The sequence below is a fragment of the Prevotella sp. P5-64 genome, from assembly GCF_002251285.1.
In the GTDB taxonomy this organism is placed as follows: Bacteria; Bacteroidota; Bacteroidia; order Bacteroidales; family Bacteroidaceae; genus Prevotella.
This window is the reverse complement of sequence record NZ_NPJK01000010.1, coordinates 116048-137070: the sequence shown is the minus strand read 5'-3', so window position 1 is coordinate 137070 and position 21023 is coordinate 116048. Positions and strand designations below refer to the sequence as shown.

The window sequence follows — 21023 nt, the reverse complement described above, 5'->3', positions numbered from 1 at the left end:
TTTACTTTATCTAAGGCATTTGCGAGGAGCTCCCGCCCCTTGGGGAGGGGAGGGTTGGGGAGGGGCTTTTCTGCCTTGGCAACTCTGTAGGAGTTGCGTTTAGCCGTAGGCGTTACCCACGGCAGGATGATGGGCTGCTATTTTTTGATGGGTATTATCAGATTGAGTATAACGCCTTCGGCTAAGCGCAACACTTTACCTTTCCGCGTCGCAAAGCGCCGCGCCGGTGACCTTCGGTTCAGCGTTGCTATCCTTTTATGGTTCAATACCCAGGGTAGAGGCGCTGAGCACCTCAACCCTGGGCTGGGGAAACGCAACTCCTACAGAGTTGCCAAGGGTACGTACCGCCTGCTATGGGATAACCATACATTACAGCAGGGAGCGCACCATCCACCTTGGGCTAACTACTCATGGTCGTTGGGAGCGTACCATCTACGATGCGTTATTAATCACAAATGCCCTAATTAATATGGAACACGACGAAGAAGGTTAATTCTGTTTTATCAGAACCATCCGTATTCGTCGCAATGACGGAAATGCGGATGGGGGGCGATGGCTCGGAGTGTCTTTACTATCTGTTCGGGCGACGCGACTGGCCCTGCTACCATGATGTGCACCATCGCCAGCGATGAAATGATAAAAATCGCGGGGGGAAGAAGAAAAAAGGGAAAAAAGATTTGTATTTCGATAACAATCATTATCTTTGCAAGCATAACCTAATACTCCTCCAAAAAAGTGCTGCTTATGAATACCCCACGACAGAGCAACGCCACCACACTGTGGTACATGATGGTAATCGGTCTGCTGATGGTAGCCTGCGGACAACGACAGGCGACGACTCCTATGGCCGTGCGCAAAAGTCTGGACAGCCTCATCTCTTCTTCACACAATATCGACACTCTCCGTATGCTGCAGAAGCGTATGGAGAAGGAAGGCAATGTGTTGGGGCGCATCATCGTGTGCAGAGAGATAGGCCGGAAGATGCGCAACGAGAGCCTCTTTGACGAGGCGCTGCGCTACCACGGCGAAGAGCTGACGCTCGCCGAAGACCTGGACGACACGCTGGAGATGGTGCAGGCGCTCAACAACCTGGGCACCGACTACCGCAGACTGGGCGTGCTCGACGTGGCGCAAGACTACCATTACCGCGCGTGGACCATCAGCAAGGCGAGCGGCGACACCTCGCACGTGGCGAAGAAGAGTCGCGTGGTGGCGCTCAACGGACTGGGCAACATCTACCTCACCGTGGGCAACTACGAGCGCGCCGACAGTGCGCTGCGCATGGCGCTCGCCGGCGAGAAAGAGCTGAAGAGCGAACTGGGGCAAGCCATCAACTACGCCAACATAGGCTCCATCTTCCGCCATCAGAACATGAACGACTCGGCGTGGGCGTACTTCCGCAAGTCGATGGAGCTGAACCAGAAGGTGAACAACATGCTTGGCATCTCGCTCTGCCATACCTACTACGGTTCGATGTATGAACGGGAGCGACGGTATGACAAGGCAGAGGAGGAATATGAGAAAGCCTACGAGCTGATGAAGGCTTCGCACGACGACTGGCATGCGCTGAACTCGCTCATCGCGCTGGCAAGCATCAACCTGACCAAGGGTGACAACGCCAGGGCGTTTAACTTCCTGGGCAAGGCAAAGCGGATGGCGGAGGAAATCAAGTCGTATGAATATCTGGCAGAGGTCTACACCTTATATTATAAGCACTACAAACGCACGGGCGACTACAGTGCGGCGCTCGCAGCCCACGAGAAGGCGGGCGCGATGCAGGACAGCGTGGTAGACATGGAGAAGGTGAACCGCATACAGAACGCGGGACTCGCCATCGAACGCACCCAGCAGGCAAGGATGATGGACGCGGCGAATATGACGCTGCAGAGCGAGCGGTCGGCACGGATGGTGAGCAGCGTCATCTTCGTCATCATAGTGCTGCTGCTCAGCTGTGCGCTGGTGATATTCTTCTACGCACAGCGCGTGAACCACCACAACCACATGAACCTGAAGAGGGTGGCGCAGATGCGAGAAAACTTCTTCACGAGCATCACCCACGAGTTCAGGACGCCGCTCACCGTGATACTCGGACTGAGTCAGGAACTGCAGAAGAACCCGCAGGACGAGGTGAAGAGCCACGCGCTGACCATAGAGCGGCAGGGAAAGGGTCTGCTGACACTCATCAACCAGCTGCTCGACATCTCGAAGCTCAAGTCGAAGGAGGGCAAGCTGGACTGGCGCAACGGCAGCATCACCACCTATGTGACGATGCTCGTAGACACCTATCGCGACTACGCCCGCAGCAAGAACATCGACCTGCAGCTGTATGTCAAGGAGGAGGTGACGATGGACTTTGTGCCCGACTATGTGAGCAAGCTGCTGAACAATCTGATATCCAACTCGCTGAAGTTCACGCCGGAGTTCGGTAAAATCAACGTGTCGATATGGCGCATCGAGGACACGCTGCACGTGGAGGTGAGCGACTCGGGCGAAGGCATGGACGAAGAGACGGCAGCCAATGCGTTCAAACCGTTCTACCAGGGTGAGAGCGACGCCAAGAACATAGGCACGGGTGTGGGTCTGGCACTGGTAAAGAACGTGGTAGACTCGGTGCATGGCAAGATAAGCGTAAGGAGCAAGGTGGGAGAAGGCACAACATTCAGCATAGAGATACCCATCAACAACGTATGCGAGAACAAGCTGACGGAGAAGACGATGGACAACATGCCGGTGCTGCCGGCAGAGGAACAGGCGCTCACCGACTGCGACTGCGACGACAGCCAGTACACGGTGCTGGTGGTCGAGGACAACCGCGACATCGCAGCCTATATAGGCAAGTTGCTCGCCGACCGCTACAGCGTGGCTTATGCCACCAACGGAGGCGACGGACTGCAGAAGGCGATAGACCTGGTGCCCGACCTGATAGTGACCGACGTGATGATGCCCGACATGGATGGTCTGGAGCTCTGCCGACGCGTGAGGGCCAACGAGGTGGTCAACCATATCCCCATCGTCATCGTCACAGCGAAGATTACGGAGCAGGAGCGCATCGAGGGTATCAAAGCGGGTGCCGACGCCTATATCTCCAAACCGTTCAATGTGGACGAGCTGCGCACGGTGGTCGAGAAGCTGCTTGACAGGCATCGCTCGCTGCGCAGCAAGTTTGGCGATGGCATGACAAGCAGCAACAACGACGAAGAGGGCAGGCTCACCGATGCCGAGCGGAGGTTTGTAGCCAAGGCCGTAGACCATATCTATCTGCTGCTCGACAAGCAGGCGCTCGACATCAATGCACTGGCAGACAAGCTGTGCATGAGCTCACGCCAGTTCCATCGCAAGATAGTGGCGATAACGGGCTGTTCGCCCGCCTCGTTTGTAATGAAAATCAAGATGAAGCGTGCCCGACATCTGCTGGAGAACGACACGAGGATGGGCATTGACGAGATAGCCAGCCGCTGCGGCTTTGAACACACCTCGAGCTTCTACCACGCCTTCCGCAAGACGTATGGCGTGACGCCGAAGGATATCAGGAGAGGAGTGGAGGATAATTGAAAGCCCCTCCCCAACCCTCCCCAAGGGGCGGGAGCTACTTCCTGCTGTGTTTGAGGCTGTTGGGTGCGGCTCCTTCCCCTTGGGGAAGGCTGGGATGGGGCTTCTATGGTGGACAGAACGCACCCCTGGCAACTCTGTAGGAGTTGCGTTTCCATAGCCCAGGGTTGAGGTGCGCAGCGCCTCTACCCTGGGTATATATATAATAAGGTGGAGCAACGCTGAACCGAAGGTCACCGGCGCGGCGCTTTGCGACGCGGAAAGGTAAAGTGTTGCGCTTAGCCGAAGGCGTTATACTCAATCTGATAATAACCATCTACCCATTCCTACTCATTATCCTCATGCGCGTAACGCCTTCGGCTAAACGCAACTCCTACAGAGTTGTCAGGTTAGTGGGGCAGTTACCCAGGGTAGCGTGCTTCGCCCGCCACCCTGGGCTGCGAAATCGCAACTCCTACAGAGTTGCCGCTGCTTGCGGGAGGCCAATTGCGGGGTTAATCCATTATTACCTACTTATGTAATAAGTTGATATAAACACAAAAAGCCATGGCGGATGTTGTCGGCTTCGCCTTTTTGTGGCTGTCGGTGACGGCAGTCGGAAAACGAGTTTTCCTCCTTGTCGTCGCCGCCTTCCCCCAACGCCATGCCTTGCATGACGACAACAGCCGGCATGGTTCAAAAAGCGGCCAGCGGCCGTAAAAAAAGCCGCCTTTGGCGGTAAAAAAACAGCTGATTGTGTCATTCCATCTGTTTGACACCTGCCGATAGAAAATAAGGTAATCTTTTTTTGTACCGGCGTTAGCCGGACTTTTTTTACCGCCAACGGCGGACTTTTTGTATTTGCGGCTTTTCAGCCTGCCACCAAGCAGGCGCGGATGGGGGTGGCGGGGAATATCCGAGAGCTCGTTCTCGAGATATCTCCCGACACACACGGACGCATAGGGCGAAGCCCTGAAAAGCCACAAATCTTTTTGTAGCTTCTTGCGATAGCATATTCAAGGTATATGGGCATATACACTACAAGTAACGCCTTCGGCTAAGCGCAACTCCTACAGAGTTGCCAGGTTAGTGGGGGCAGTTACCCAGGGTAGCGAGCTTCGCCCGCAACCCTGGGCTGTGAAATCGCAACTCCTACAGAGTTGCTGCTGCTTGCGGAGGCAAACCAAAAGCCCCTCCCCAGCCCTCCCCAAGGGGCGGGAGCTGCTTCCTGCTGTGTTTGAGGCGTTTAGACAAGACTCCTTCCCCTTGGGAAAGGTTGGGATGGGGCTTCTATTGGTGCGCTTTGCCCTTGCGGCGGGTTGGGGAATGGGGCTCAAAAAAGCAGCCAAGCGTTATAGTAATAACACTTGGCTGCTTCCTTGTACCCAGAGCCGCATTTGAAAATGCTAAAATCGATTAAAGGGGATAAAAATGATAGTCATTCAAATTTGCTTAATAAACATTGGTTTTCAGTAGTTTACGTCATCTTCTCAAATTTAATGGTATTTAGTCGATTTGCAAGATATTTAGCAGATGTGGGGAAAATGTGGGGAAAATCTTTGGTGATACCCAGAAATAGTATTATCTTTGTCCCCAGATTTCCCCACCATCAAAAAAGAAGTATGAAAGTTACGTTCATTATCAAGAAGTCAGCAAAGCGTTATGACACAGAATCGACAGCCACCATATACGTGCGTCTAAGGGATGGCAGGCGATTAGATTCCGTTGCTCAAACGGCACTTTCCATTAACCCCAACTTATGGGATGAAAAGAATGAATGCGTCAAGTCAAAGGCTGTTTGTGACCCCAAACTTCGCTCTGAGACCAATGAGGAACTACGTAAACTCAAAGGCTTCATCGAGAAGGAATACAGCCGAGATAAGGATAATCTGGATAAGGACTGGCTGAAGGCAGCTCTTGTCAGATACTATAATCCTGATAAGTTTACTCCTGAAGGAGAAAAGAAGCAGACCTTTGAGCAACTGTTTGATGAGTTTTTGGAGAAGCACCGCCTTTCGGAGGTTCGTAAAAAGAATTTCAAGGTTGTCAAACGCTCCCTGCTTCGATACGAACTTTATGTTAGGAAGGTTAAGCGGAACAAGAAAGACTTTGTGCTTGATGTGAATGATGTTACCAAAGAAACGCTGGCTGACATGTGGGACTTCTTTGAGAACGAATACAAGTACTTTGAGAAATATCCTCAGATTTATGAAGACATTCCTGAAAAGCGAACACCACAACCCAGAGGCAAGAATACACTGATAGATTGCTTCTCACGAATCAGAACATTCTTCTTATGGTGTTATGAGAATGATAAAACCACGAATCGCCCATTTGACAAGTTCCCCATTGAGGAGTGTAAGTATGGTACACCTATTTATATATCATTAGAAGAAAGGGAAAAAATATGGAATGCAGACCTGTCTGCTAGGCCACAACTTGCCATCCAACGTGACATCTTCATCTTTCAGTCACTCATTGGTTGCCGTGTGAGCGACCTCTATAGGATGACTAAGCAGAACGTTGTCAATGGTGCTATCGAGTATATACCAAAGAAAACGAAAGAAGGTCGTCCTTTAACGGTTCGTGTTCCGTTAAACGAAAAAGCGAAGGAAATCCTCAAACGCTATAAGGATTATGCCGGGCCAAGCCTGCTTCCCTTCATTTCAGAACAGAAATACAACACGGCCATCAAAGAATTTTTCAAGCTTGCTGGCATTGATAGGATTGTCACCACGTTAGACCCTCTGACACGAGAAGAGGTGAAACGCCCCATACACGAAGTTGCCAGTAGTCACATGGCACGAAGGACTTTCATCGGTAACATTTATAGAAAGGTAAAGGATCCCAATCTCGTTTCAGCCCTGTCTGGTCATAAGGAAGGCAGCAAGGCTTTCCAGAGATATAGAGATATTGATGAGGAAATGAAAAAAGACTTGGTTAAATTATTGGATTAGACTATGGCTAAGCAAGATTTTGAGCAATTCAAGCAGGAAATAAAGAACTGGCTTGACAACCATCTCTATGAATACGATGCCTTCGTGGAAGACATCAATAGCAAGTCATACCAGAGTATTCAACAGGTATACTCTCTGGCGATGCGATTGGCACCCAAGCTGATGAAAAAGGCAAGGAGTGAGTTTCATGGTGACATAACTCCCCAAGAGAAAGACTTTGAAACGTTTGTTGCAGATGAGAACACAGCGTCTCTGTTAGTCGATGAGTTCCACCACGTGGAATCCTCATCCATTGTTCCCTGTCTCTTAGCTTGGCTTTATTATGGCAAGTGCTACGAAACGATGGTGGAACGATTGGAAGCAGAAATCGCTGACCCTAAATGTGGTAAGGCAGAGCAATGGATATACAAGGTTATGATTAAGTTCGTCATCAAAGGAAGTATCAGGAACAAGATGCGAACCAAGGAAGACTGGGTTCTCTTTAAGGCAGACAAAGAAGCTATGAGAAATGGAAATGTGGCTGATAATGTTATCGAGGAAGTGAAGAGTACACGCCCATTAGTCGAGAAGGCAGATATGGCAACACCAAAGGCCTCATTCGAGGATTACCTTCTATGTTCAAACAAGGAAGAGGTGATAGAGCACATTAAAGCCATACTCGCTTTCAGGCATACTGCCCCAGATATGTCTTATCTCTATGCTGCGCTGCAAGAACTCGGATTCCTTGATAGGTGTAATGCTACAACCTTCCACAAATTACTTCAGGAACTTGTCCCAACAATAGACTTGAAAGGAACAAGGAATTTCCAGATAGCTTTTCGCAAAATCTTTGATGAGGCAGGGGACTTACTATTGCCGACAAACCTTGAACGGAAGTACATTGATGACTTCAAAAAGAAGCTGCAATCAACGGATAATTCTGCTCAATAATCCGATTATTTGAGCACGTCTTCAATGTTTTTCTGCCCAAATCGATTTCTTGTATTTCGCTTCCTATTTCGCCGAAATACAAGAAATGCAAGTTGTTGAAAATCAATTATTTTTAGCTATACTTTTGTGCCATCGTTCCAAGTGGAGCGGTGGCTTTTTCATCTATAATGCCACCAAGATGAGAGGGTCAAAAATCTGGTGGCGCATGTATAGCTATGACAGATTTAATGTCTATTCTTTCGACAGGTAATGCTAACATCAAGTTAGAGATTACCGGTGAGGACTTGCGCAACTTCTCAGAGGAACTGATAAGTCGCGCTGTCAATGAGGTTGCGATGGTCATGCAAGACAACAAGGAAGATTGCCTGCTAACCAAAGAAGAAACAAAGAAACGCCTCGGTGTTTGCGATGCCACCCTCTGGCATTGGGACAAGAAAGGGTACCTGAAGCCTGTTAAGGTTGGTTCCAAGGTAAAGTATCGTGAATCGGATGTAAAGAAGATTCTCGGAGTTCAGAACAAATCATTTGGCAACTATGGAAAAGATTGAGAACAACAGCCAAGGTATTCTGGCTCTAACCAACAGAATCCGTATGGAAGCCAAAGGCCTGAAAGACATCGGTCTTCCCCTCGATACCTTCCCTCAGAAGCTGCAGGACATCATCTTTGAGGTGGCCCGCATAGAGCAGTTCGATTTGGAGTATCTGACTCTGAGTATGCTATCGGCAGCAGCTACCGCCATCGGTAACAGTTTCCACATCCGCATCCGTGGCTCATGGAAGAGTTGCCCAGCCCTGTATGTCATCCTGATAGGAAGACCTGGGCAGGGTAAAACTCCACCACTTGACTATGCGTTCCGTCCGCTTCAAGAACATGACTTTCTTCTGGTCAGCAAGTTCATTGAAGAGAACAAACGCTATGCAGAACTTAATGCCGGAAACAAAGGCAACGCCATTGATTCCGACAAACCAGTTCTCGTGCAGACCATTCTCTCCGACCTCACACAGGAGGCCATGATGAGGATCCACAATGACAATCAGCGTGGTATCGTAATCCTTGTGGATGAAATCATGGGGTTCTTCAATAGCATCTATCGTTACAATGACAGTCCCTTACTAACTCAGCTGTTGACCGCCTATAGTGGCAAGCCCCTGAAGGTGTCCCGTTGTAACAACCCTGTTCCCATCATCATTCCGCATCCCTGCATCAACATTATCGGTACTACCCAGACGCAGCGAATTGGGGAACTCTTCACGAAAGAGAATGTATCAAGTGGACTGATAGACCGCATCTTGTTCCTTCACCCCAAGAACCGAGACATTCCCAAGATGGAGGAAAACCCAGATGCAGGTGCGCAAGGGAACGGAAGGGCAGAGTGTGTATATCTGAAGTGGAAAGCGATTATTGATAAGTTGCTTTCACTGGAACCTGATTACGACGAAAAAGGTATCATCATACCCAAGGTGCTAGACATGAGCAAAGATGCCTATAGGTGCTTTGCCCAGTGGAAAAATGCTCTCATTGAGAAAGCCAATAGCGTAGAGGATGAAAGACTCATCGACAGTCGTATGATGAAAGCCGATTCCAACGTGGCTCGACTTGCTTTGGTCTTTCAGCTGTTGGGATGGGCTTGTGACGAAATCCACATGCAGTACATAGATGTCCACTCTGTTCAGGCTGCCATCCGCATGTATGACTATCTGGAACTGTCGTACCAGAGCGTCAGATCACACATTCAGAAAGAGACCATGCCTCCTTTGAAGAAAGCCTTTCTTGATTTGGTACAGACAGATTTCACCACTGCCGATGCTATCCAAGCAGGAGCAGAAATTGGAATCTGTGAGAGTACTGTGAAGAAGGATTTAGCCAGAATGTGTGAGGAACGGATTCTTCAGAAAACGAGACATGGAGCATACAAAAAGCTACTCTGATACACCCGATACATTTTACACTTTACATTTTCCCAAAGTGTAAAAGTGTAAAGTTCCATCGTGTAACGAGCCTTATTCAATAACTCAAAAAGATTTATAATTATGAATGAATACCGATTCCATTTACAGAAATACAAAGCTGGAAAGAATACCAAAAAAACATGTCCCCAATGTGGAAGAAAGCGATGCTTTGTCAGATATGTTGACGAGGAAGGTAAGATTGAGTTCCCCGACTATGTGGGAAGATGCGACCATGAGGATTCGTGTGGCTACCATTATACGCCTAAAGACTTCTTCAGGGACAACCCAGACTTGAAGCCTAACAACTTTGAGAATGAAACATGGAGATATGATAAGACGAATAAGCCCGTCATGGTTAAGCCAGAACCAGAGGTCCCGTCTTTCATGTCAACTGACATTATGCGAAAGACACTCTCGCATTATGACATCAATCCCTTATACCAGTTCCTATGCAGGACCATTGGCAAGGAAGCTGCCAACATCCAGTTTGAACGCTACAAGGTGGGAACTTCCAAGAAATGGGGAGGCGCCACCGTCTTTTGGCAGATTGACAAAGATGGCAACGTCCGCTCAGGAAAGCTGATGGGGTACAATCCCAAGGACGGACACCGTATCAAAGAGCCGATACCACAAGTCTGCTGGGTACACTCAGAACTGAAACTGCCAGACTTCCATCTGAAGCAATGCCTCTTTGGAGAACATCTACTTGCCACATCTTCTGCCACTGTCATGCTGGTAGAAAGCGAGAAAACCTGTCTGATAGCATCCCACTTCATGCCAGATTTCCTATGGCTCGCTACAGGTGGCAAGGACGGGTGCTTCAATGAGGAAACCATGCGGGTGCTCCATGACAGGGATGTTATTCTGATGCCAGATCTGGGTGCGACTGAGAAATGGACAAAGAAGTCCGCCATCCTCACTCCTATCTGCAATAGCGTAACCGTTTCAACTGTCTTGGAACAGATGGCGACTGATGAACAGCGTGAAGCGGGACTTGACATATCCGACTTCCTCCTGATGCAGGAAACCAACCAGATGATTCTCCAGCGAATGATAGAGTGTAATCCTGCATTACAGGTACTCATCGACAAACTGCAACTGGAATTAGTCGAGTAACCATGAGCTCGCTCTCGTGGACTGAGAATAAAAGTCCATAACACAATAAGGACTTTTTGCCTGTCAGCAATAAAGTCCCGTCGGGTATCTGGCAAGCACCAGTCCCGACCGTTACGAGCAAGCTCAATTATCAACCCTTATAAAAGTATAGGAAACATTATGAGAACAGATATCAAACAAGCCATGCACATGGATGCAGCAAAATCCTTCAGCACGGCAGAGGCAAACGAGAACGAGCGTCGTTGGAACGAGGAACGGTTTGATCAAAAGAACCAGGATCCTACTAATCACTATGACATCACACGGCAGCATCTCAACTTTGAGATTGGCCCCGATGGGAAAATTCACACACTCGGCTATCAAGAGAAATCCTTGGAGGTGCGCCTGGCAGAGAGATTGGAGCAACTGAGGTGGCACAGCTTCAAGGAGGGAAGCAAGAACCAACCAAACATGTGTGCAAAATTTATCTTTGGCGGTAACCATGACCGTACACTCCAGATGGCATTTGGTGACCAGACGGTTTGTACAGACAGAGGTGCAGACAATAGCCACTTGCACCGATGTCCAGAGATTGAACGATGGGCGATGGATGTATATGACTGGTGCGTACGTCGCTATGGACGGGAAAACATCATCGGCTTCCAGGTCCACTTGGATGAATCTTCACCGCACATTCACGCCTTGATAGTTCCTGTTGGCAGCAGAAAGAGTGGTCGGGAATGCGTCATGTGGTCGGCCAAGTTCGGAAAGAATAAGTATGAATATGGCCAGATTCTGAAGGAAATGCATACGTCGCTCTATGAGGAGGTCGGTAACAAGTATGGCCTTGACCGTGGTGACAGCATAGACGGACGGCAAGTTCAACATCTTGGCAAGCGTGACTACATTCGCAAGCTCAACAAGGACATACATCAGTCAGAGAAAGCTATCAAAGGACTCAAAACTATGCTGACGAATCTACAGACTCAAATAGAAGAGCGGCAGAAGCAACTGGAAGACCTCGAAGGAAAGCTGCGTAGTGGCAAGATACACCTGCAAGACTATGAGGACGAGAGGAAAAGCTTGCAGCGTCAGATTGTAGATTTACATAACAAAGTCTATGACAAGATGGCTGCCATCGGCAGGAAGGAAAGCGAGTTGGCGAAACTGACCAAGGAGGTGGAAACTGTCAGCAGTGTCATTCAGCCGTTCCGCAACCACAAGATCGAGTTTGACCCGCCAAGGATTACTGAGAAACCGCCATTGTTCGGTGTTGACAAATGGCTTGACAAACAGAACGACCAGATAGCTAAACGCTTCACATCAATAGTCAGAAAGATTGAGTCTCTTTATATGCAGGATGCAGAACGTCAAGTGAAGGCAGCACAGAAGAACGTGCTGGCAGACTATCGAGAGTTGAATCAATTGCGTGGTGACTACGAATCCCTAACGGACAGCAGTCATCAGCAAGATTTCGCCTATCGCCAGTTACTTGATCAGTTGAGCATACCATCCATACGAGTCCAGGTACTGGCTATTGCTGATGCTCTTATTGGCGGCAGACCAATCCCGTCTTCTGGCGGAGGTGGAGGTACGACATCCGATTTGAGATGGGACGGGCGCAACCCAGATGAAGAGGAAGATGCCTATCGAAGAAGATGTCTGTTGCAAGCATCAAAGATGGTAGGAAAGAATGGTATAAAAAGAAAGAGATAATCCTTTCATTTTGTCACTTTGCCAGCTCAAACTCTCGTTTTTCTCTCAAAAAATCATAAATATTGCAGATTATCGCTCCGTATTTACGATGGTCTGCAATTTATTTTATATCTTTGTGGTCAAAATCTGGCAAATCCGAAAAAGTAAAGTCAAAAGTAGATTCAAAATAGTCTTAAGAGAGCTAAATATGAAATCAAACAGAATTACAATATCTGACATAATCACAATTAAAGGTGGAACAATCGATGAACTTTGCCATTATGCACGACAAAAGGGTTTCGAAATTCCAGATGATCCTGATTATGTGTTATCACCGTCACAACTCAATTCTATTGACCCCAAGCTTGCTTGGGATTTAAAATATGGCAAGATTGGGTCACAGAAGCTAAATGATGCAAATGAAGAAGACGAAGAAAAGCCAGAAATTTTGTCACCAAAAGTGTTCCGTCTTAATAGTGAAAATAGGCAAGCACCTACTCCAAAGATACTGGGCAAGATAGATCTTTCAAATATAGACTTGTCTTCCCTTCCAAAATTAAAAATAAAGAAGACATCTGATCCTCCAAAAGCAGAAAACGAAGGGAAAGGTGATGATGTGGAACAGAACAGAAATGAGCCACAAAGGGTTATAGGTATTGTTAAATTCTTTGACTCGTTTAAAGGATGGGGCTTTTTTGTGACAAGTGGTAAGGGTATACGGAGGAATCTTGAGGAAGGACGTCTTATCAGTCTTCACATAACTAGTAGTGAGTGGAAATCTTCGTCAGACCCTCGTGATAATGAATGGGTGGTATTTTCTCCCCGCAGCAATTTGAGGGGATGGAGTGCCATCAATGCAAAAAGGTTAGAGTATAGTCGAGATGACTTACTAGTAGCCATGAAGTACCGTGGCAAATATGCGCGTATAAATGGTACTGATAATAAAGGTGATAGCTTTGACGAGAATGTATTGTGTCATATCATACGTAGAATGACTGTCAGAAGACGAGATGGTATTACACGTTATAGTGCTCCAACTCCGTCGTTTGATACGGAAAAGTTCCAAGATGTTATAGATTGTTTCTGTGACTTTGTATCACAAAAATCAGAGCATAAAAGAGAATCGCTAATCAAAGAGTTTTTAGATGACATCAGTCTTAATAAGTTACTGTTCACAGTCTTTACAGAAGGTGAATATGTAACTGATGATGAGACTAAAAAAGCTATATATTCTCAATTTAAAGATATTCTTGTAAATCACCTCTTTGAGACAGATAAGCTGGATGACCTGTCAGTTCTTCCATCAACATTCGATTATACACCATACGCAGATAAACTGGTTGCAATTTTAGTTAATGAAGCAAAGCATAATTCAGTTGTTGTAGAGAGATGGATTAATGAACGTAATATCATTGACATAATAAGCCTTCAGAATTCTGATGTCGAAACCATCCCATTACGCCTTATTCTGCAAGGAAAAAGTGGCAATACCGCATGGTTGGATGATTTAACTAGTGATTGGAGTGCGATTAAGGATTTCATTAAAGACAATCCTTCTTATGGTTATAGATATTGTAAGTTATTCTTCATTGACAAAGATGAAGATTTTATCAAACATCATAATCTTATTGATATCCTAAATGATGATACGATTAATGATTGGTGTGACAAACTGATAAATGAGAACAACACGCCTTCAGTGTTCCTAAGGATTCTCATGGAACATGTTATTTTGGGAAACTTAGATTTATGGAGCAAGTATGTACGTAAAGGATTTGATATTGTTCCCTCTTTCCCCGCTTTACGTGTCGCCCTAAGTACCGAAATAATTGAAAATGCAGACGGCGTGAGGTCTTTTATATCAATCTGTAACGAAAATAACATTTCTACGGTTGATTTGTTTGGTAAGGATGAAGGTTTGAGCGACGAAATGTATGCAGAACTTTTTGTCACTACGGGAGACTTCGAATACCTCAACGATATGGAGGATTTCGACGCTACTTCAGTATGGGTGTCAAAACAATCCCCAGAATTTGTGGCATCCTTTATCAAACAGTATGGACCCCTTATTGAATCTGAGAATGAAGTAGAATCTGATACTTATATCAAGTCCTTGGGAGAAGAGAGTGTTGTCGATGCCTTGAAGACTTTAACGGAAGAAGAACAATACCAACTCCTCCGTTATTTCCCCTCCGAATATGCGACAAATATGGTATCATCATATTTTTCAGATACAAATCTGTTTGACTTATTTATTGGTGAGCAATGGGCTGCGTTGAAGAGTAAATTGCCATACATGGTCTTTGATCTTGAAACTGATGGCGATAAAGTTAGAGAATTCGCCTTCCGCACGGCAGACTATACTCATTACTATGAAGATGAAGGTCAGTTAAATACTTTGGTTAACGAGATTAATACCAAGCCAATTGTTGTTGGACATAGAATTAAACAATGGGATTTAAATGTGTTGAGAGCACATGGAGAGATTTCCCCGGCTTTTATATGGGATACGCTTGAAATAGAAATACTTTTGAACCCATGTAGATACGCCTATTCGCTTCATACGCAGCATAATGCGAAAGATGATACAGAACTGACAGATCGCCTATTTTGGAATCAATTGTTCCGATTGGCTAATGATGAGAAATTATGTGAGCAACTTTCTGACTTTCTTCCCAAGAATATTAAATCTATAATGGCAGATCTCCGTCATCCGAATTTCTCGAAATTCTTCAAGAAATCAGGAGGATCGGAAGATTCTTTCTACCAAAACCTACGTGATATAGATGAAGAACTGATTGAGAAACTTCACGCCATTGATGACGGTCATGAAAAGAAGCTTATCATTGCTCCAAAACGTCTGTGGAATAGAATAGCTGAGCATATAAATGTTTCTTTTGTAAGGGAAGAGTCAGATTTTGGCTATCTGGAAATATCAGAGGAAAAAGTTAAAGAAAAGCCTTTAAGTGATGCATTCCTACAGGCTGTGTTGCTTCGATTCTGCCAGATTGCCAAGACTCCAATAGTATCAAATTTAGCATCATATCTTAGAATCCAGTATTTTAAGGATGAAATGCTACTTGATTATGTGTCAGAAACTCATAAAAACATTCAATGCGCAGACCTTAGAATTATTAATTCATGGGACGAACTTTTTAATTGTAGTAAAGTTTTCTTTATAGGGTGTGAACTGGAGAATCGCTTAAATCAGTATGCACTTTCTACGCCTCTCAGTCCTGCTGATTTCTGGCAGGAAAGAAGTTCTATACCCATGCGTCTTGGTGGCTCCAGTTTTACTTTTATTACAAAGGAGGACAGAAAATCTGCCCTATTTGCTGACGTTCCATCGGATGCTGCCAATGTCTGGATTGAAAGAAACAAATATGGGAAATATATTGTCAATTACAATTTTAACATCATAAAACAATTAGAGTCCGCTCTTTCAAAAATAGGAAAATATGTTGAAGTTGAGCATATTTCCTGGGTCGATGGTAATAAGGAGAACCAGTCTGTATCGCTTGTGAAAAGTGGAAGACCCAAGAAATTTGATTTCATCCAAAAGCGTGTTAATGCCACCGCTCGCTATAGGTCTATGTATTGGATGTATCAGCTTTCATTGTTGAGCAGTATTCATTCGCAAGATTGTAGACTCCCAATAATATATATATTGGAGGATGATTTGGAATTAGAACAAGTTATTTCTTATGCTAGCCACTTAGGTTTTTACATTCCACGAGAGGGAAGTTTGATAAGCAAATTAGAGAAGATCGCTCAACGGTCAGACGGGATGTTGGTTGTTTCAAAAGATAAATTCTTTGAAATAACCGAGAAACGGCTATACACAGCTTACTGTTTTGTCTGGGATCAAATGGCTGTTGAAAAGCATATGATGATGTGGCATGACATGAATGACAGTATTGGCAGTGGCACGTTGAATGATGAGATAGAAGAAGAAGGGGAAGAACTAAAGAAAGGTTCAATCAAAGACACATATCAAGCTGCTTTGCTCTCACTTTGGCCAATATACCAGTATTACAGTAAGTTTATTCAGGCAAATAATGGCGAATCCAGAATGTACATATTGGATAGCTTTTTAGAAGAATACCATACATTGAGCAGCGTATGGAATTCACGATGCTATACTAGTGGCGAACTGTGGAGTTCAGAGGAGAACTTTAATGATAATCTATCAGTAGCCCAAAGCTATTTTGGTGATTACAACACTAATGATTTGCCACAAGATAGTGAAGATATAAGAACTGCAATGGAGGTTATACTTGAAACGCTGGTGCCAGAAAGAGATGGCGAGCGTAAATGGTCGGACATACAAGCAGCTGTTCTTCCCGAGATTCTTAGCAAGAAAGAGAACTATTTGATATCTATTCCTACCGGCGGAGGAAAATCTGTATTATTCCAAGGCCCAGCATTGTATAATGCATCTTATAATAACCATTTGTCACTGGTTGTTACACCATTGAAAGCACTTATGCAAGATCAAGTTCGTGAACTTGCTGAGAAAGGATTCTATACTAATGTGGACTATCTTAACGGTGACAGATCTTATCAAGAAGTAAGAAGTATATATAGGAAGATTAACAGTGGTGAATTAGCGTTGCTATACATTACGCCTGAAAGATTCCGCTCCCGTGCTTTCCTCAATGCACTTTATACGCGAATGATGCATGACAACGGATTGGAATATATGGTATTCGACGAAGCACATTGTATTTCCCAATGGGGTATGGAATTCCGTCCAGAATACCTTAATGTTATAAAAAAGTGTAGGGAGTTTGCAGAAACTTACACGGGAGGAATGTGCATAGCAATGTTCTCTGCGACCGTCACTGATATGATTTATAATCAAATTAGTGAGACTGTTCCTGTTAAACGCCTTGGTCAGGAAAATGATAAGAAAATATATAATCCTATACGTAGCCATATTGGGACATCCTTCGAACCTGTGGCTCATGATATGGAATCTAGAATAAAAGCAATCGTATCCTATGTCCAAAAGAATAAGATAAAGTTCCAATATAGCAGAATGTTGGTATTCTGCAAGACTCGAAACCAATGCGAAGAGCTTGCTGCTACTCTTCCCTCGTTACTTGTTAAAGCAGGAGTTCTCCAAGAAAGAGATGCTACTGATCGTGTAGGTTATTTCCATGCAGGTCTGGATGCTGATGACAGAGATGAAGCCTATAATAGATTTAAGTCGGACGAAGACCCGATTTACATCTTGTGCGCGACCAAGGCTTTTGGTATGGGTATGGATATTCCCAATATCCATTACATAGTTCATCTATCTCCGCCAAATGTGTTGGAAGATTACTTACAAGAGGTTGGACGAGCAGGAAGAAAAAAAGAGATGTATCAAATTGCTGGATTTGATGAAAATAATCCTATTCCTACGGTTTGTCTCTATTCGAACGAAGATATAAAAAAATCTCGTGAGCAACTATTGCAAAGTATGCTTAGTTGGAATAATCTGGAAGAGATAAGAGAAGAAATCCTAAAGTATATTTCTAATATACAATCGTTAGAAACAACACAGTCGTTCCCCATCGTGGTTCCAAATACACTATGGGCTAGTTCTCCTTATGATTTTGAATACACAGATTTTAAATTGGGAGAGTATTGGCTTGAAAGGATGAATAGAATTAAAATGGGTTATCTCAGCCCAGCTCATATAACGATTACTATTCTTGAGAAGAATGTTGCAAAGTCCCCATTACTTTCTGCAAAAGAAGGAGCTATTACGAAGCGCATCTATGATTATTTACTGGGAATAGCATCTGAGAAGAACAGCGACACTATTCAGGTGTCATTACAAAAACTCGCAGGAGATTTGTCAATTCATTCAACAAAGGTTCTGAATGAACTCATAAAATGCTCAAAAAACAGAATGCTAACAATCGACCAAGAGGTCAGGTGCCGCATTTCTAATACTCGACGTGATGAAGTTCCATATCTCTTGAATCATCCGCGAACTGAATTAGCTTTCCATATTATATTCAGTGCCGCACAGAGTATTTTGGAAGACAATGTCATAAATAAAGAAAAGACGTATTTTGATAAAGAAATACGGCAATTTATGGATATGTCTTCTATAGATGGTATCTTGAAGAAAGTAGAAAAGAGACTAGATGATGGCTCTGTAGATACCAGATATTATCTGCCATGGTATAATAAGGATGAGAAAAACAGAAATAAAGGTTTGTCAGTTGCAAGAAACTATAAGAAAGATCTTATGGGCAAGCGCTTCAGGCAAATTTTCTCCACATTATTCGATATTATTCCTGATGTAAAATGCAAATCCTATATTGACAGAGAAGCTAAAAGCGTAAAACAGTCCATCTTAATAGTAAAAAATACATGGCGTGAATTCTTGCCTGTTTTCAAGCAAGATTGTTTAAAAACCCTTCAGTATATCTTTGATTTACAGAATGGGAACAACTTGTCATTGAATTGGGCAGATGCCATCAATTATCTAAAACTAGAATCAAAAGGTTTTTCCTATTTTGAGAACATATTACGCTATCTCTCTGGTATGGCATACATCGTTTCAGATAATCTATTGCCTACTGGAATTGAAGTTTATACTACTGATATATCAGAACAACCGATATTAGAAGATACAAAAGCAGACAGTCGGGATTATGATGACAAGATGGCATTTGAAGAAGCAATGCAGATACGCAGTCTCAGACTTTGTGTCATGGATGCTCTTACAACAAAAGTCAAATCAAAAGAAGATTTCCAAGAGTTGATTAGTGCTTACTTTAGCAAAACCGATGCTAATGGTTTTACAGAATTGTTAAGTAAATATTATGATGATGAAGACCCAATATGGGATACTATACGAGAAACGGCAATTAAGAACGCAGAAGAGAAAATGAAAGATAACCCAGAACAGTGGGCCATTTATAATGAAAATTCTAATATAAATGTCAACGTTGAAGCTGGCCCAGGCTCTGGAAAAACGCATGTGTTGACGATGAAATGTGCAAAGCTCATTTATCGTCAAGGTGTACAACCATCCCAAATATTAGTGTTGGCATACAATCGCGCGGTCGTTGTCGAGTTGAAGAGTCGTTTAAATAAGTTGTTTACATCATTGGGACTCAGCCGGTCAGCAAGCCAACTTCATGTGTACACTTTCCATGGACTTGCAAAAAGAATTTGTGGAGATGCAGTTCTGGAAGGCCTCGAAATGAGTGAATGGGAGGTTAAACTTTTGTCGCTACTAAAGAATAATCCCATGGAGGCAACAAAAATGTTGGGAAATATTCAATACATTCTTATTGACGAGTTCCAGGATATAACACAAACTCGTTTGAATGCAATGTTTGAGTTGGATAAGATATATAATCATCCGGCATTCTTTACTATTGGCGACCGCGATCAGAGCATATATGGATTTGAGAAAGAAGAGTCCATGGATCCAGAGTTCTATTATAGCCAGTTGTATAAAAAACTGAAGCCTAAGAGGATGAGTATGTCAACTAATTATCGTTCATATCCTAAGATTTTGAAGGAAGCATCTGTGTTCTTGCCAGATAACTCATCCCTTCCTGTTCCATGTAAAAAGAACAGAGACGAAGAACCGAAAGAACCTTATACGTTCATTTATAATAATGAACGAAAATGGTCTGATGATTTCCAAAACACGATACAGTATCTTAAGCAGCACCATATGGGGGATGTCGCTGTATTCTTCCGTACTAATAATGAGGTTTTTCATGGGTATTCGTTGATTCGGGCATTGAATATTCCTGACGTAAGAATACGAATCCAAGGTGCTTCTGAGTGCGAACTTTTTAGAAAGAGAGAAATCTACGCTGTTATTCATATGATTGAGAAGGAGGGTGACAAACCTTTAGCTTTGGAAAATGATCAGACTAAAAATTGGATTAAGAATAGTGTCTCTGGGTGGATTGCGAAGCTTAAGAACTGGGATAGCTTCTATCTGGATTTCGCATATACTCTAGTTCTTGATTATCTGGACTTCGCAGCTAGTGATGAGGAAAGGCATACCTATAGTGAAATGGCAGAGGCTATAAAACTATCTTTGGCTGAAGATAACCCACAGTTATACAAGATATATGACAAATATCAGAGTCAGAGAATACTCCAAGATAAGCAAATGGATGTCGTTCTAACGACAATGCATAAGGTTAAGGGCTTGGAATTTGATGCCGTGATTGTAACTCCTTCAGTTGCATCTCTTCCCTTTGACCCCCTCGAAGAAGTTGATATGACCATGCCATTAACAAATCATGATAAAGAGTGTATTGAAGAAGAACGTCGTCTTCTTTATGTCGCTTTTACACGTGCTCGCAAATTCCTCATGGCATACCTTGGAGCTCGTGAGAATGCAGTAAAAGCTATTAGGAAATATGCCGGTGATGACACTTCTCTTGGAATCAGAGAGCGACATCCTGGACTTGACAATTATAATATTGGTTATAATGCAGGGCAGTATGGGTTTGGTAATAATACCAACATTGTAAACAAAGTAGAGAAAAACGCCCCAATAGCTATACAAAAACGTATAGCGGGAGGTTACACTTTCTATGATGTAAAGTGTGGTGCGATGACTGTAGGTCAATTGTCTTCCTCCAGTTCCATAAGAAAAACTATGGAGGAGAAAGACATAAGTCAATTGAACGGTTATTTTGTAAGTGATGTGTTTTATTGGACATATCAAGATACACTGGCTACAGACATAAGACGTCAAAAAGACTTCGAAAGTAATCCATGGAAATATCGCCATATACCACCAAAACCTTTCGCAAGTGGCTGGTGCGATGCCGCCAAGGAACAAGGTTTTGTGTTCATCGTAAGTGTATCTGGATATGGTAATTAAAA

Annotated in this window: 10 protein-coding genes; 9 read left to right on the top strand and 1 reads right to left on the bottom strand. The window is 44.3% G+C overall.

Going from position 1 to position 21023, the window contains the following annotated elements; all coding sequences use genetic code 11:
* Positions 1 to 503: 503 nt before the first annotated feature.
* A complete protein-coding gene (locus CIK87_RS03065; RefSeq protein ID WP_144008085.1) occupies positions 504 to 698 on the bottom strand; it encodes a hypothetical protein in 195 nt (64 codons plus the stop codon).
* Positions 699 to 744: 46 nt separating this feature from the next.
* Between CIK87_RS03065 and CIK87_RS03060 the strand changes: the two genes are divergently transcribed.
* From CIK87_RS03060 to CIK87_RS03020, 9 genes are all read left to right on the top strand, one after another.
* Entirely contained in the window at positions 745 to 3552 is a 2808-nt protein-coding gene (locus tag CIK87_RS03060; RefSeq protein ID WP_094385380.1) for a response regulator, read from the top strand.
* Positions 3553 to 4095: 543 nt separating this feature from the next.
* A complete protein-coding gene (locus CIK87_RS14240; protein ID WP_158214692.1) occupies positions 4096 to 4248 on the top strand; it encodes a hypothetical protein in 153 nt (50 codons plus the stop codon).
* A gap of 902 nt (positions 4249 to 5150) precedes the next feature.
* On the top strand, positions 5151 to 6485 hold the full coding sequence (locus tag CIK87_RS03050; protein WP_094385378.1) for a site-specific integrase: 1335 nt from the start codon (positions 5151 to 5153) through the stop codon (positions 6483 to 6485).
* Positions 6486 to 6488: 3 nt separating this feature from the next.
* Positions 6489 to 7415 carry a DUF6043 family protein gene (locus CIK87_RS03045; protein WP_094385355.1) on the top strand — a complete coding sequence of 309 codons (927 nt, stop codon included), beginning with the start codon at positions 6489 to 6491 and terminating at the stop codon, positions 7413 to 7415.
* Positions 7416 to 7630: 215 nt separating this feature from the next.
* Complete coding sequence (locus CIK87_RS03040; protein ID WP_094385353.1) at positions 7631 to 7963, top strand: AlpA family transcriptional regulator; 333 nt, start codon at positions 7631 to 7633, stop codon at positions 7961 to 7963.
* Positions 7950 to 9344, top strand: a complete 1395-nt coding sequence (locus tag CIK87_RS03035; RefSeq protein ID WP_094385351.1) for a DUF3987 domain-containing protein — start codon at positions 7950 to 7952, stop codon at positions 9342 to 9344. The genes CIK87_RS03040 and CIK87_RS03035 overlap by 14 nt, the downstream gene beginning before the upstream one ends.
* A gap of 102 nt (positions 9345 to 9446) precedes the next feature.
* Positions 9447 to 10481: a DUF6371 domain-containing protein gene (locus CIK87_RS03030; RefSeq protein ID WP_094385349.1), complete on the top strand. Its 1035-nt coding sequence runs from the start codon at positions 9447 to 9449 to the stop codon at positions 10479 to 10481.
* 159 nt (positions 10482 to 10640) lie between these two features.
* Positions 10641 to 12176 (top strand): MobV family relaxase, encoded by a 1536-nt coding sequence (gene mobV / locus CIK87_RS03025; protein ID WP_094385347.1) that lies wholly within the window; start codon positions 10641 to 10643, stop codon positions 12174 to 12176.
* A 187-nt stretch (positions 12177 to 12363) separates the two neighbouring features.
* A complete protein-coding gene (locus tag CIK87_RS03020; protein ID WP_158216189.1) occupies positions 12364 to 21021 on the top strand; it encodes a DEAD/DEAH box helicase in 8658 nt (2885 codons plus the stop codon).
* The last annotated feature ends 2 nt before the right edge of the window (positions 21022 to 21023 follow it).